Source organism: Aureispira sp. CCB-E (assembly GCF_031326345.1).
GTDB lineage: Bacteria > Bacteroidota > Bacteroidia > Chitinophagales > Saprospiraceae > Aureispira.
Window position 1 is genome coordinate 4818420 of record NZ_CP133671.1, and the last position, 15000, is coordinate 4833419.

General features: G+C 35.2%; 11 protein-coding genes. 1 reads left to right on the top strand and 10 read right to left on the bottom strand.

The features are described 5' to 3' along the window. Positions 1 to 297: 297 nt before the first annotated feature. The 9 genes from QP953_RS18640 to QP953_RS18680 all read right to left on the bottom strand — a co-directional run bounded on the left by QP953_RS18640 (position 298) and on the right by QP953_RS18680 (position 10933). A complete protein-coding gene (locus QP953_RS18640) occupies positions 298 to 1890 on the bottom strand; it encodes an AarF/ABC1/UbiB kinase family protein (RefSeq protein WP_052599425.1) in 1593 nt (530 codons plus the stop codon). A gap of 525 nt (positions 1891 to 2415) precedes the next feature. Next, entirely contained in the window at positions 2416 to 3924 is a 1509-nt protein-coding gene (locus QP953_RS18645; protein ID WP_081909638.1) for a serine hydrolase, read from the bottom strand. Between the two features lie 200 nt (positions 3925 to 4124). Next, the gene (locus QP953_RS18650; protein WP_309552336.1) at positions 4125 to 5810 is read right to left on the bottom strand and encodes a hypothetical protein; all 1686 of its coding nucleotides are present in this window, start codon (positions 5808 to 5810) and stop codon (positions 4125 to 4127) included. After that, on the bottom strand, positions 5811 to 6707 hold the full coding sequence (gene dapA / locus QP953_RS18655) for a 4-hydroxy-tetrahydrodipicolinate synthase (protein ID WP_052599421.1): 897 nt from the start codon (positions 6705 to 6707) through the stop codon (positions 5811 to 5813). Between the two features lie 8 nt (positions 6708 to 6715). Next, a complete protein-coding gene (locus QP953_RS18660; RefSeq protein WP_052599420.1) occupies positions 6716 to 7240 on the bottom strand; it encodes a DUF6913 domain-containing protein in 525 nt (174 codons plus the stop codon). A 173-nt stretch (positions 7241 to 7413) separates the two neighbouring features. Continuing rightward, a complete protein-coding gene (locus tag QP953_RS18665; protein WP_052599419.1) occupies positions 7414 to 8376 on the bottom strand; it encodes an acetyl-CoA carboxylase carboxyltransferase subunit alpha in 963 nt (320 codons plus the stop codon). A gap of 215 nt (positions 8377 to 8591) precedes the next feature. Then, positions 8592 to 9050 carry a hypothetical protein gene (locus QP953_RS18670; protein ID WP_052599418.1) on the bottom strand — a complete coding sequence of 153 codons (459 nt, stop codon included), beginning with the start codon at positions 9048 to 9050 and terminating at the stop codon, positions 8592 to 8594. A gap of 221 nt (positions 9051 to 9271) precedes the next feature. Next, positions 9272 to 9925 carry a hypothetical protein gene (locus QP953_RS18675; RefSeq protein WP_052599417.1) on the bottom strand — a complete coding sequence of 218 codons (654 nt, stop codon included), beginning with the start codon at positions 9923 to 9925 and terminating at the stop codon, positions 9272 to 9274. A gap of 9 nt (positions 9926 to 9934) precedes the next feature. After that, positions 9935 to 10933: a hypothetical protein gene (locus tag QP953_RS18680; protein WP_052599416.1), complete on the bottom strand. Its 999-nt coding sequence runs from the start codon at positions 10931 to 10933 to the stop codon at positions 9935 to 9937. Between the two features lie 471 nt (positions 10934 to 11404). On the opposite strand from QP953_RS18680, the gene QP953_RS18685 reads away from it, so the two are divergent. Next, positions 11405 to 12922, top strand: coding sequence for a hypothetical protein (locus tag QP953_RS18685; protein WP_309552338.1), 1518 nt, complete (start codon positions 11405 to 11407; stop codon positions 12920 to 12922). Between the two features lie 72 nt (positions 12923 to 12994). Here the strand turns inward: QP953_RS18685 and QP953_RS18690 are convergent, their stop codons facing one another. Then, positions 12995 to 14791, bottom strand: coding sequence for a choice-of-anchor I family protein (locus tag QP953_RS18690; protein ID WP_309552340.1), 1797 nt, complete (start codon positions 14789 to 14791; stop codon positions 12995 to 12997). Positions 14792 to 15000 lie beyond the last annotated feature (209 nt).

A 15000-nucleotide genomic window follows, 5' to 3' on the forward strand; every position in this document is an offset into this window, starting at 1 on the left:
GATGGAACAAATAGGATTGTATAAAATAGAATACCATGTAGTAGTAGTTCCCTACCCAATACGAAAGAAAATTGGTGTTGATAAAAAGCTAAACAACACAAAATTCTACATCTATTTCTTTTTAAGTGTTTCTTGAATTTTATAAATCCTTAGTTCATGTCAAAATAGGTCACAAGATAATAAAAAAAATGCATATTATACCCTCTCAATTTGGTATAATATGCATTCTAAGATGTTAACTTATCAGCTATGGTTTGTAAATTATTTTTTATCTATTCATCCAACTCAAGTGTTTTACTATTTCGGTGTTCTCAAAAGCGTTAGCCAAAAGCTAAAAAATGAGGCAAATCCAAAGACTTGGAAAAACATCGTTAAATAAGGATAGGCATTGGTACTATCTAGTAATACGTAAAAATAAATAGCCGCTAAAAAAGCAATTAACCATACTATTTGTTGTCCTATCATTTGCATTCGGCTAAAACCTTCTTTGATATTTCGAACATCAATGGTAATTTTTCCTTGATTGGCTTTCTTGATAATTTTTTGAACTTCAACGGGTAAAGTTGCTGCTGCCGTTACTTGCCGTTTTACAATATTCAAAGCCATTTTAGCCATACCACTTTTCCCACCAATCAACTCACGCTCAAGATAAGGTTTTAAGGTATGGACAGGATTCCAATCTGGATCTAACAAATAAACAACGCCTCCAACCAATACCACTGCACGATTCAACAAAACCCATTCCTTAGGAATTTGTACGATACGAGCCAACTCGCGAATATTAACTAATTTGAGTGCTTGTCTTAATTGATCTTCCGAAATATCCTGAATATTCAAGCTTTCCATTTCCAGCTCATTCTCAATAAAATCTTGAATATCGTCAATCAATTTTCGAACGACTCTAGCTGTCGCTTCACCATTCGCAATAAAACCTAATTGACGCAAAGATTTAACCATTTCGCCTGCATCCTGTTGAATCATATTTTGTATTAAGATCGGAATGCCTCGTTTCATTTTAGGACTCAATCTAGATACTGCTCCAAAATCCAATAAAATAATTTGCCCTTCTTTATTCACTAGTAAATTTCCTGGATGTGCATCTGCATGATAAAATCCATCCACCAAAATCATATGACAAAAAACTCGCACCAAACATTCGGTTAATTGGTGCAAATCTAAATTCCACGTCAACAACTGATCCACATCACTAATTTTAACCCCTTCACAGTATTCAATTGTCAAAATTTTCTTTGAACTATATTCGGTGTAGACCTCAGGAACATAAATACCTTTTTCGTGTTTTACATTCTCCTTAATAATTTGCATTGATTCCGCCTCCTTACAGTAATCAAGCTCATCCTCTACCATTTCCTCCACTTGCTCGTATAGATGCTTCATTCCCTTTATTTTCATAAATTTCGAGAACATCTTAACAATCCGTTTAATGATTGTCAAATCCATATGCGCTAACTCATCTACTTCAGGGTGTTGCACTTTTACAACTACTTCTTTATCCCCTAACATAGCTCGATGCGCCTGCCCAATAGAAGCTGCCGCTAAAGGGACTTCATCAAAACGAGTAAAGAGTTCATCAATAGGCTTCCCTAGTTCTTTCATAACCGCTCTATTGATCGTTTCAAAAGAATGAGGAGGAACATTATCTTGTAATTGCTCTAACGGTGCTCTAAACTCTTCTGGCAAAACATTGGACAAGGTGGAGATTAATTGACCAGCTTTGATGAATAAACCTTGAAGTTCCAACATCATATCTTTTATGCGTTCAGCATTCTTCCTGTTTTTTTCTCTAATACGAGAATACCAGTACTCCTTTCCTCTAATTTTGGATACTAAATAGAGCCAAAAGTAGCTAAAACCTACTTTAAATGCCATCCAGTATGCTTTTCTGCGCCTTGTACTTGCCTTATGCATATATTTTGTTAGAATTGTTTTCTATTGGGTATAAGTAGTTGTTCTCTAATAAATAAACATTGATTGAATTTAGCTTTATTGGGGCGTTTTCCCCTAAATGTGTTGCTATTTCAGCGTATTGTTATTTATTACGAGTAGTAACTTTTAAGTAGAACTATAAACTTGTAAATGTATTTGGAAATTGTTGTATTTAGACTAAAACAACAAAGCTTAGCCTATCACATGATTATAGAACAGCCAAAAACACATTTTGTTCAGCTAACCCAACTATTTTTCATAATTTGGCAACGTAATTCTTATGTAGTAGTAAAAAGTCTACTAATGGCTATACTTTTCTATATCTGATAAAATTGAATAGAGTTCTTCTTACTAGTCGTAAAAAAGATTAATACGATTTCCCAATGGAGTAATAATAGAGACAACACCTACCTTAATTCTAATATTTTCTAATTCGTCAAACAATGCCTTTTATTCAAAAAATAGCGTTTACTTTACTTTTTTGAAGTACATTAAATTTACAGCTGGCCAAGAATTATAATAAAAACCTAATACCTTTCCGTCTTTGACATCATAGTACATCCGAGTTTGTTTTCCTCCTTTTTTGTATCCCAAACTAATGCCGTCCAATTGCGTTAATTCTTTCCGTTTTTTTCCTTCCTTAAAAAGCTTTGTATCTCTTTTCCACAACCATTTTCGTCTCTTGTATTGGTCTAGAGTTGGCAACAAATCCAATGTCATTTCTGCTCCAGCTTCATTGACATAAGTTCCTGCAAACTGCTCTCCAAAATCTAAGGATGCGTCTGTTAAGTCTGTACGTCCATGCGCCAACAAAACAGACAACCTTCCCAATAAAAGAGACCAATGGTTCTTTTCTTCTGCTCCTGTTCGCACCATGATAATGTTATCTTTAGGAGCGACAAAAATATATTGACCATTGTACCCTGCTGCCCAGTATTGATCGTTGTTTTCAAATCCTAATTCCTCATATCCATTCCGCCAGTAGCAATTAGAGTATCCAAACCAACGATTCATATCTCGATGTTTTAATTCATCTACAAACCACTTGGGTACAATCTGCTGCCCCTCCCAAACACCATCGTTTAACATCAATTTTCCAAAACGAGCCATATCAGGCGCCGCCAATGCCATTCCACCAAATGTTCTTGGGTTTCGATGTTTTTTACTATCTAGCGTAACCATTGCATCGTACTGCATTCCCACGGGTCGCCATATTTTTGCTTCCAAATAGCTTGCTAAGCTTTGTCCGATTGCCTCTTCTAAACAAACACCCAAAATTTGAGTTGACAAAGACTTATACGCAAAACGAGTGTTCGGTTCATATTTTGCCTTGGCAGCCCGATTGATAAAACGCTTTTGGTTGCCAGTATAATACAATCCTCCCAAACGCAACACATTGTCAAAGTCATGCCAATTTAGTCCCGAAACCATTCCCATTAAATGACGTAGTGTTATGTTCTTTCGAGCATCGTCTCCAAATTCTGGAATAAAATCAGCAACTTTTTGATCCAAAGATAACAAGCCTTCTTCTGCTGCAATTGCTGCCAAGGTGGCTGTAATAGCTTTGGTAACAGAAAATACAACTTTGGGTTTGTTTTTGGCGCCACCATTCAGATATCGTTCATACAATACCGAATCATTTTTGATGATAATAAGCGCTGTGGTTTTTGACTTTTCTAAAAAAGCATCAAAATTATTCGTTTCTAGGTTTTCTTCCGTGGGTATCCACTGCTCCATTGGTGGGATGTTAGCGGGGGAATTGGCATTAATAAACAAAGGCTTCTTTGGCAGCATTGCTTCCATAGATGATGTCGCCCAATCGTTCATAGCCGACCCTGATATGGTATCACAAGCAAATACTTTATGATGGTCTTCTATGCTAGGTTTAAAGAATACAACAATTTTGGTTAAAGTGCAACTGGATAAAGAGCAAACCATTGATAAACAAACAATGATTTGTAGTAAAGATTTGATCATAATAAAATATGCGAGGGATTATTTTTTTAATGCTCTAAAAAGGAAGCTTTCTTTTGAGAGACTCGCAATATACAAAAAATCAAAGCGATATGCAATAGATATTTAAAAATTGCCATAGACTTTAACGCTATCCAACGGCAATAGATCCTCAAAACATCTCGTAGTAACACAATGTGGGGAAAATCGTTTATAGAAGTATTTTAGTGCTCTGATACCCGTAATAAATTGGGATCTTTTAACTGGTACAAAGCTACCTCTGGGCTTTCATAGATTATTTCTATACTTGCTGGATGCTTTTTCTCGTAACAATCTTTGATACAACGAGGCAAATCATCGTAAGAAAAATTCGACATATAACGAGTCGCACCATTCACCAATACATATACTGTTTTTTCGGGTGAAAATGTTAGCTCAGGTAAGTCTGAATAATCATAGAACTGAACAGGCCCCTCTTCGTTATATTCTAATAAATATTGCCCCATGTGTTTTTGTATAACATTCGTAAGAACAATTGTTGGTTCTTTCTTATCTTTTAAATACGCATAAATTACTGCTCGTTGTTCTACATAAGAATGTTTATTGGCTGTTTGCATAGAAGAAATAATAGGCATTAGCGCCACTGTTCCCATCCCTAGTAGAAAGCCACTTACAATAATCGTTCGATTGGGTAAGATAATACGCAAAAGCACCAGTACCATTATTCCTAAATAAGCCCATTCAAAGTTTCCAATTGCCTTGTATTTTGCTAATAAAAAAACAAGTATGGAAACAATTAAAAATGCAAATTTTCTTTCTTTTTTTTGTGCAAAATGGTACAAGGCAGGTGCCGCGACAACTGCTGCAATTGGTACTAAAAACAAAAAATGGCGGATATCAGGACAAATTGGCAAATACGCTTTGTAAGACGTTGTCATAAAATTAGATGACAGCAGCGACAGCACTAAAATCAAGGCCCAGTACGATTGTTCGTTTTTAAAGGTGATGAAGTCACGAAAACGATGGCTAAAAATGGCAGGCAACGCCAACATAAGACTAATCATCATTCCTGTTCTAAGAAATTTCTCGATCATCTCATAACCAATTCGATGCAACAATACCCCCCAAGGTTGTATGGCATAATTGCAAAAAGCAAACGAACGCCCTTCTCCCAAATTATCATCTAAACCTGCCTCAACAGCATGAAATCTTGCAAGCGGGTCTCCTGTCAACAAGTAGATAACGAATAAATATAAAATACCCATTGCCGTACAACAAAAAGCCGTATACAACCAAAACTTATAGTGCCGTTTTAGCACGACATCTATTAATAACAAAATAAAAAAGACAGGAAATAAAAGCAGAACGGACTGCTTGGTGATGTATGCCCAAATTAACACCAAGGATAATATTAAGGCATGTTTAAATGGGGTGGTCTGTTGTTTAAAATGATGATGCCAAATTAAAGCAAATGCAGCAAACGTGGCTAAGGCTACCGATGTATCGGGCATGATTTTATCGGAATAGTACATTGTCCAATTATCCAACACATAAATCAATGCTGCTATTACTCCTACCAGTCGTACTTCTTTTTGAAGTACCTTAAAAATTAGTAATACCGTTAATAATAACACCAAAGAAGCAGGGATAGCTGAAACCGTATCATTAACACCAAATAGAGCATAGAAAAAACCTGTCAAGCTAATAAATCCCCAACGATAAGAAAAAAAGTCTTCGTTTAAAAAAAACAATTGTCCATCTGCCCATTTCTTGCCATAATAACCATAGCCCATAATGTCATCAAACCCATAATGACCAAAATATCCACCATAATGATGGACAAATAAAAAGGCTATAATACCTAAAAAAGTATATAGCCTAATGTCTTTATATAAGTTTTTTTCCTTCATCTAAACCAAGACTAATTCCTTTAGTTTAGTTATGATAGAATCTATGGATTCCTTGGTTGTAGGAGTTGCTGGTACTAATGGCAATCGCAATTCTTCTTCACAAATACCCAATTGATGCAAGACATATTTTATTCCCGCTGGATTGCCATCCACAAACAACAAATCTACCAATTGCATAAATGAATAATGCAAGTTTCTAGCCTTTAGAAAGTCTCCAGCCAAACCTGCTCTAACCATATCTGAATATCCTTGAGGATACGCATTTCCAATAACGGAAATCAAGCCATCCATTCCACAAGCCAACATAGGTAATGTCAAGTTATCATCTCCTGACAAAACAGAGAAGTTCGCTGGTTTTGCACCATTGACAATTTCCATGCACTGCGCTAAATTGCCTGAAGCTTCTTTGATTGCGACAAATTTATCGCTTGCATTTGCCAAGCGCAAGGTTGTGGCAGCTGTCATATTAGAAGCTGTACGACCTGGAACATTGTACAAAATAATTGGACAAGGAGCAACTGCTGCTATTGCCATAAAATGCTGATAAATTCCTTCTTGAGTAGGTTTATTATAAGCAGGGCTAGCCGATAAAATCCCATCAATTCCTTTAAAATGGTAGTTTTGAATACTTTTAATAACTGCCGCCGTGTTATTTCCTCCGAAGCCTGCAACAATCGCAACTCTACCAGCAGCAATTTTGACTGTAAAATCTAGTACAGCGTGCTTTTCCGTTTCGCTTAATGTCACCGACTCCCCTGTTGTTCCTAAGGACACTAAGAACTCTACCCCACCATCTATATTATGATTAATCAATCGCTCCAAACCATCGTAATCTACGACTCCGTTTTTGAAGGGAGTGACCAAAGCTACTCCTGTACCTGTAAATATTTTGCTCATAATTTAACTTAATGAATCTTTCTTAAATAAGTCTCCATCTGTTGAATGATGGCTCTTAAACTTTGACTTTTGCCATACACCATAAAATCATAAAAATCGGTCTTCTCTTCTCTATAATGCCCAATTCTAAATTTAGCTGCTGAAGCAGCTGAGATGTACTCCAAAGGTTGGCAATTGTTGATATGCAAAGCAATCAACAAATCAAATGGCTGTTGAATAAAATCTAGCACCTCTTGTTTTTTGGGCGTTTGACTCAAGCCCAAATCTTTGTTGCAAAAAACGGGAAATTTTTCGTCCTCACTAAGTTCCTTTACATCTTTGTATCCCATCACAGCTACCTGTTTTCGTTGTGTTTGCAACGCTCTTTTGAATGATAAAACGGTCTGTGTATCGGTCTCACTGCTAGCATCAAAAAGAATTCCTATATTTTTTGCCGTATCAAGATTGCAAGACGATCTTTGTCTATTTTGTTTGGCGCATTGTTTCAACTTTCGTTGATACAAATTTTCTTTTATTCCAGTTAACAAGCTCATATCGGGGGAATATTTAATGTAATTAATTGGTGTTGATCTTTTTATTATAGATTATCATCCATTAATAATTTAGTAATCTATCTACATTACTAAAACAAACAAAAGACAAGCATTAATTTATCAAATTTAGGACAAAAAAAATTAATGCTTGTTTAAAAATTTATTGTTAACAACTACTTTTTGTAAGTAACACGTCCCATTTGGCTATACTTTTCGATACGAGACTGCACCAATTCATCTTTAGTTAACTCACTCAAAGCAGTCAATTCTTTTTTAAGGTGACGCTTCAATATTTTTGCGGCTTCTTCTGGTTGTAGATGTGCTCCTCCAACAGGTTCTTTAATTATTCCATCAATGATACCAAATTCTAACGCATCTGCTCCTGTCAATTTTAGAGCTTCAGCAGCTTCTTTCTTGTGCTCTACATTGCGCCAAAGAATCGTAGAACAAGACTCTGGAGAAATAACTGTATACCATGTATTTTCCATCATAAAAGTACGATTTCCAACACCAATTCCCAAAGCACCTCCAGAAGCACCTTCTCCAATTACAACGCAAATAATTGGCACACGAAGTTTTGCCATTTCAAACAAGTTGCGAGCAATCGCCTCTGCTTGACCACGTTCCTCTGCCTCGATTCCAGGAAATGCACCTGGCGTATCAATCAAACAAATAACAGGTAAATCCAAGCGCTCTGCTGTTTTCATCAAACGCAATGCCTTGCGATATCCTTCTGGGTTTGGCATACCAAAATTACGATATTGACGCATCTTGATATCTTCTCCCTTTTGTTGACCAATAATCATAACACTATGTTTATCAATCTTGCCAATTCCCCCAACAATTGCTTTATCATCCTTGAAGCAACGATCTCCATGCATTTCTACAAAGCGAGAGCACATTTGTTCAATGTAAAATAAGGTATAAGGTCTTTTAGGATGTCTAGAAAGTTGTACTTTTTGCCACCCAGTTAAATTGTTGTATATGTTTTTTCGAGTGCTTACAATTTTCTTTTCTAATGCAGCAACAGCAGTATTTAATGCATCCACATCATGGTTCAAATCTGCAGTTTTCTTTAGTTCTGCTAGTTGTTCGTATAGTTCCTCAATTGGCTTTTCAAAATCTAGAAATAACATAGTTTGAAAGTTTTTTATAAAAGGATTAGTAAGTTTTTATAGATAAATTGGGCATATATAGGTTATCAACAAAATATTTAGTTTTCTTTCAGATAAGAGGTCACATCTATATCGACCAACCTCTAAATCAATGCGTCAGATCAATCTTTGTCCCAATAATTTTACCTCAAGGATTAAAATGATAAGACGTTTAAGACTCAAATCTACTACTATTTTTACAAATCCCAAATATTAGAAGGAGCTAGAACCATTTTTTTGACTTTTACCTTTCCTTCTATCAGGACTTCTAAGCTTCCACTATTAGGATGTTTTTTCCCTTGCCAATACTTGTGCGCACAGCTTGTAATTTTCTCATAACTCAATCCATCACAATGGAGCAAATCCATTTCAGCCAATAAAGGTACACCTTCATCAATCTCTACTTCATAGACATAACTCTTGTAGGCATAAAATGTTCTAGCGATTGCCAAATCGGCAAATAAAAAAGTACAATTCAACCTAGATGGTAGGCTAGCATAATGATGTACGCGAATTGCTTCAAATATTTCTTCTTTAATATAAGTAGCGTATTCTTTTTCTATTGAATCATGTCTGCGAATTCGCTCTCCGTAAACACCTAAAGTAAGAATAGTTCCCTCTCTAAGTTTTCGATGAGATACGTGGTAATAATTCATATACGCCAATTTTATTTTTTAGCTTTTGTGCTTGTCATAATAATAGTCTACTAAAAAGTAAGCAGATTGATTGAATAAACAAGTTAGAGAAAATACTTTAAGTAGATAGCATTAACTTTCATAAAAATAATCGTTTAGAATAAAAAGCAGAAAAGTTCCTTTTAGCCAATGCTAAAGAAACTTTTCTAGAATTTTATTTATCAAATTTACCAATAACCATTCTACTCCTTTTGTTTCTTCTTTTTAACCTTAGAAGAATCCCAAATCGTGTAGCCTAAGTATATCGTGCTACCTATGTGTTTGAAATAAATCGTTTCATTTTTACTTGAAAAGGTATGTTGCTCAAAATCATTCAAACCTAAGTGAAATCTAGCTCCTAAACTAAATCTTTTGTATTTTCCTTCAATGCCAAACAAAAGTCCTATATAGGGTCTTGTTTGTCCTTTTTTTGCAGCATTTATCACACTTCCTACATTTGCTAAACTTAGCCCAAATTCAGAACCGCCTTCTATGACTAAAGATATTTCTTTAGAAAAGTTTTTTTTGTAACCCAATAGAACAGGTATGGTTAAATACATAAAAACATTTTCAAAGCCTTTAAAAAAATAATCATTAGCCCCCAAAGAAAGTAAAGAAAAGCCTGTTGACAACCTAAATAAATTATAGGTATACTCATATTTTACATTTATATTGAGTGTATAAAATGGCGTAAATTCATACAAATCAGCGTAATAAGAACTTGTATTTAATGCTGCTCTTGTCCCCACTTTATATAAAGTAGAAACTGTCCATCCAGCAGTAGCAGAAATATTATGTTGTGCTGAAATAAAACTACTACTAAAAGTAAATAGTAATATTAAAATGATATTTTTCATTATTTTCTTTTATAAGTCATTAAAATCTACAGGACAACCGTCCCACACTATTTGCATCCTTAAAGAAGATATATTATCATTTACAGTAGTACAAAATAAGCCTCCAAAATGATCCGCTGTTAAATCATTCCAACAACGAGCAACATAACCATTATTCCAATCACTTTCATTAATTGTAGTAACAAGTTTTTTACAATTTCCTTGTGTAAAGAAACCATCTTTATAAACAGCAAAAGCCATTGCATCAGCACCTGGTTGAAAATTAAAACAATAAGAAGAAATACAATCTTCCCAAGATTGATTACTTTGTCTGTAATTCCAGTCTAAGTTTGCAGCAGCATAAGTCCAGTTGCAATCCCATTCCCCATGTATCCAAAACCAAACATTGGGTTCTGTTTCTAGATTAAACATTTCCCCATTTTGGATTGCGTCCTCCCATAGTCGCCAAGAGTTGTTGTTTCTACTTGCACTTCTACCTTCTCCCAATTTTCCCATAAAAGCTTCGACATCTCTAGGCGGTGTTCCTACAATTTTAAATTCGTTATAAATAGCATCTATTGCTGCTTTCGTTTCTGCATAGATTTGAGGATCATTGTAATTTATATCTACCCCATACCGTGCAATTAGTTGGTCTCTTAATAAGTTGGTGGCGTGCCCAACTTGGAACTGTCGCCCTACTTTTTCATCTATATGTTCCTCATAATATTTATAACCTTCCATTTCGGAATTGAATAAATGTATCTTCTTCTCTCTACCTGAAAACGAAAAGGCAACAACATCTGATTGCTCTGCTACTAAACTTTCTAACAAGGCACTTTCTTCATTTGGTATAAAGTGCTCCTCTTTGCCGAACAAGATTTTGTATTCTTTCTGGTTGTATACAAAAGTTCTTTCAATGGTGTTTTGGGAAATTTGATTTTGGGTTTCTTCTGCTTCTTTTTGTTTAGAGCAGGAAATAACAAGGGAAAATAGTAACATCAAAGCTACCATTAGAATGGAGTGTTTCATAATAATGTAGATTATTAATTTAAAACTTTTATTTCAACAAATATAAATAAAGATTATAAAAAACTTCCTAAAAGACAAAAAAATAAACAAAACCCAATAAAAATGAAACAATTGATTAAAAAACAAAATCCATAATTCTCAATTATAAAAAAACAAAGGTTACCTTTTCATAAACAGATACATTAACAATAAAATAGATTTTAAAGAGGTAAGAATAAAAATATTTTTAACATTTCATTAACATTTTTCTTATTAACGAATCTTAACAATTCCACGTACTTAATAATATAACTATCTATCTATCACAAGTAATTCACTAGGGCTTCCTTGTTGTATCAATCATCACACAAACTAATACACTCCTAGTTACCTACTTAAATGAATCACAGAAATTGTTTAAAAATAAACTCAATACACATTCCTAACTTGAGTTCTGCTTATTCTTAAACAAGTTCACTAAAATCAATTGTTATGAGAATATTGAATACAATTGCTTTGTTTGTTTTTTTTACTACAATCAACCCAATTTATAGTCAAAACAAGCTAGATAACGGCAAAAAAACAGGTTACTGGGAACTAAAAGATGCACAAGGACTCGTTTATGCAGAAGGCGAATACATCAATGATACCAGAAGCGGTCCTTGGAAATTTTATGTATCCCAATATAGCCGTAAAAACCACCAACCTGATGTTCAGGGTAGCTACAATACAAATGGTATTAAACAAGGCGAATGGATTTATACTAACTTCCATACCGATATCAGTGTTCGTGCCAATTTTGTCAACGACCTAATGCAAGGAGAATGCCTCTACTATGATAAAAACAATAGTATTTTAGCCCGAGGTTTGATGGTGGATGGAATTCGTCATGGCAAATGGATTCTTTATGATGAAAATAATCCGACTGGTGCCTATCACGCAAATGGACTGAAACTAAACAAGGTTATGTCAGAAGGCTTTTATGAAAATGGCGTTCGAATTGGTACTTGGGCTTATGATTATTTCTTAGATGTTAATACTCATGTCAAAGGAAGTTTGAACTTTGAAAACGGCACCAATTCTGGTCGTTTGGACTTTTATAAAATAGAGCAACATCCTACTTTTGGTGTTAGTGAAACGCTGGCAGGTAGTGGTGCTTACTCTAATGGCAAAAAGGTGGGTCGTTGGATAGAATTCAACTACGGTACTAAAGGTGATTTTATCGAAACAGGTAATTACAACGAACAAGGGCAACGTACTGGTCTTTGGAAAATTAGAATTGCCAACCAAACTTATTTAGCAGGTTCTTATAACAATGGCGTTCCACATGGTCGATTCAATCATTATTATGACAATGGTCAGCTTAAATATGCGTCTACTTATAACAATGGCTTGGAAGAAGGTGAATTTAAGCGTTATTACAAAAATGGACAATTGCAAGAACAAGGCACCCATGTTATCATTACTGATGAAACCACTAGAGATACGACTTTCTTTAGCCTAAAACTTCCTTATGAACACCATTTCTTATTGGTGGAAGAAGACTTTGCCAGCATGCATTATGAATATATTACTTGGCTGAACGAACCTGGATATTCTATTGCTCCGAGCGAACTAAACCGACGTTTCAACTTGTATCGCACGTACGGATTGGAAGCACAACCAAGAATTGCCAACATCACAGTCAAAGATAGGAAAACGGTTCGTGAAGGAGATTACTTAGCATTTTATGAAGATGGAGGGCTTAAACTAAAAGGCAGTCATAGCCCACATACGGCTAGCCTTTTTGATCCGAATAAGCGTGTTGTTACCCAAACCTATGCTAGAACGGGTGAATGGAAAGAATACGGGAAAGACCAATTACTCAAAAACACCTACATTTATGAGGATGGAAAGTTAAAGAAGATGTTAGATCCGAATGGTTATATCGTGCATACTTTTAAGTACGAAGCTAATAGTGTTAATATGATTGATAGCCAAGGGAATTCTATCAATATTGATTTGGAATAAGACATTTATATTTTAGGATTGAAAATGAGTTTTACTTACCTCATTTTCAATTCTAAAATGTATTTATTCCTATTAGTTTTTAACAACTTTTGTCGTCCATACGCTGGATGGGTTGGTCGCATCTTGTATTGTTAGATAATACATACCTGTTGACAAATTTCCTAAAGATAAGGTTGTTGTCCCCATAAAAACACCTTGCTCTATCTGTTGTCCTACGGTATTGGTTAGGTAGTATTGCACCTCTTTATTGTAAGAATCCATTTCAATCGTCAATTCGTTTGATGTCGGATTAGGATAAACACTTCCCTTTGCATCTATCGCAGATACCATTACAGAAGATAACAAATCAACTATTTCATAAATGGTTGTTGTTCCTGATACTTCATTGCTAACAATCAGCATATTTTTACCATTGTGACTTTCGGCTGCGGGAACAAACACCAAACCTTCTGGTGCGATATCCGTCATTGTTCCTGATGTTGCATCAAAATTATTAATAAAAGCCTCAAATATAGGGCTATTAGGGTTCGTTACATCATAAACCATAATCCCTCCTTGACGTTCTAAGCCAATAAAAGCATAAAATCGATTTCCGATTTTACCAATCGCAACAGCTTCCGGTTCTGGTCCTTTATCATCTGAACGGTTATCCATTTTTGAAGCCAAACCATCGTTACAATTAAAGAAAGCAGGATGATTGGCAGCAATATATTGTTCAATTGCATCACCACTATCCCAAATCAAATTACCTGTTTCATCCCAAATTGAAAATGAACGCGCTCCATAGCTATACAATTCATCTACATCACCATCGCCATCTGTATCACCAATAACGTCTGCTGTAAATGTTTTTAAACGTCCTAAAAAATTATCACCTTGAAGTATATTCGCTGTTGGAAAAGCCATCGAATCCAATGTTAAATTTTTAATTCTTGTTTCTGAACTGTAGCCTCCATAATCTCTTCCATCTCCTTCATTAGCAGAAACGAAATAAGTCATCCCACCTACAGAGTAAGCGGCAATAGCATCTGGTTGGTAAACGCCTTTTACATTTTGAGTTAAAATATTAATGATACCATCTGTATTGGTTGCATCAAAACCATTGCCGACTACACTATGATCTTTAAATCCAAGTCCTTTATATGTCAGTATGGTATCTGCTGTCAAATCTACTAATATCAACACGTTGTTTTCTTGACAGGCAACAGCTGCCAAGGTAGAAGTTTGGTTAACAGCAATATATTCTGGTTCTAAATCTTCTGCAAGCGTTGTTCCTGGTTTTTGAATACTTCCAGCAATAGTTGTTGGGGCATCTGTGAACGTTAAGAATTTCACATGGCTAGTATTCACAGCAGCAACTCCCCCGCTAATATCTATGATAACAATAGAACCTTCAGGGTCGATTGTATAAGCATCGTTCGGTTCTCCTTCACAAGCTACCAATACTTTGTTTCCATCTTTAGTGACTGTCAACATATCTGGCAAGTGTCCAACAGTAACCTCATTTACATAAGCTCCTGTTTGATCAAAAAAGACTACTTTCCCAGAATCTTGTTTAACAACAGCCTCAATTGCTGCTGCAAAATAGCCATTGTTTAGATTAACGACAGAATTCACACCGCCACCATACAAGGTTACATCAATCCCACCCATGTGCATAGGCATACTTGGATTGCTTATATCAACCATATCAATAGAGTCCGAAGCGGCATTGGTAATAATCAATTGATTAGTAGTGGAGTCATAAGCTGAAATTTCACAAGCACCATCTCGACCATCGGTATAACGCCCTAATTCCGTAACAGATATGTTTTGAGCATACGTAAACTGAGCTATCAATAAGCATAAAAGGGGTAAAATAGATTTCATTCGTCTCTTATTTTAGTTTATAAAGATTTGCAAACAGTAACGTCTTACATTTAGAACTCTAGTGCTTGCTATTTTTAAGGGCAACACACTATCCGTTAACTTATTTAAGACCTTGTTTTTCTGTTCATTTCGAGCACAAAAGTAATGTTCATAGATTGGCTTAAATTTAATTATAGGCTATCTTAATGTTAATTTCAAGCAACTCAATA

Excerpts from the sequence above, each read along its gene's own strand:
- QP953_RS18640 (WP_052599425.1), bottom strand. The coding sequence starts at position 1,890 with ATGGCATTTAAAGTAGGTTTTAGCTACTTTTGGCTCTATTTAGTATCC.
- QP953_RS18645 (WP_081909638.1), bottom strand. The coding sequence starts at position 3,924 with ATGATCAAATCTTTACTACAAATCATTGTTTGTTTATCAATGGTTTGC.
- QP953_RS18650 (WP_309552336.1), bottom strand. The coding sequence starts at position 5,810 with ATGAAGGAAAAAAACTTATATAAAGACATTAGGCTATATACTTTTTTA.
- dapA (WP_052599421.1), bottom strand. The coding sequence starts at position 6,707 with ATGAGCAAAATATTTACAGGTACAGGAGTAGCTTTGGTCACTCCCTTC.
- QP953_RS18660 (WP_052599420.1), bottom strand. The coding sequence starts at position 7,240 with ATGAGCTTGTTAACTGGAATAAAAGAAAATTTGTATCAACGAAAGTTG.
- QP953_RS18665 (WP_052599419.1), bottom strand. The coding sequence starts at position 8,376 with ATGTTATTTCTAGATTTTGAAAAGCCAATTGAGGAACTATACGAACAA.
- QP953_RS18670 (WP_052599418.1), bottom strand. The coding sequence starts at position 9,050 with ATGAATTATTACCACGTATCTCATCGAAAACTTAGAGAGGGAACTATT.
- QP953_RS18675 (WP_052599417.1), bottom strand. The coding sequence starts at position 9,925 with ATGAAAAATATCATTTTAATATTACTATTTACTTTTAGTAGTAGTTTT.
- QP953_RS18680 (WP_052599416.1), bottom strand. The coding sequence starts at position 10,933 with ATGAAACACTCCATTCTAATGGTAGCTTTGATGTTACTATTTTCCCTT.
- QP953_RS18685 (WP_309552338.1), top strand. The coding sequence starts at position 11,405 with ATGAGAATATTGAATACAATTGCTTTGTTTGTTTTTTTTACTACAATC.
- QP953_RS18690 (WP_309552340.1), bottom strand. The coding sequence starts at position 14,791 with ATGAAATCTATTTTACCCCTTTTATGCTTATTGATAGCTCAGTTTACG.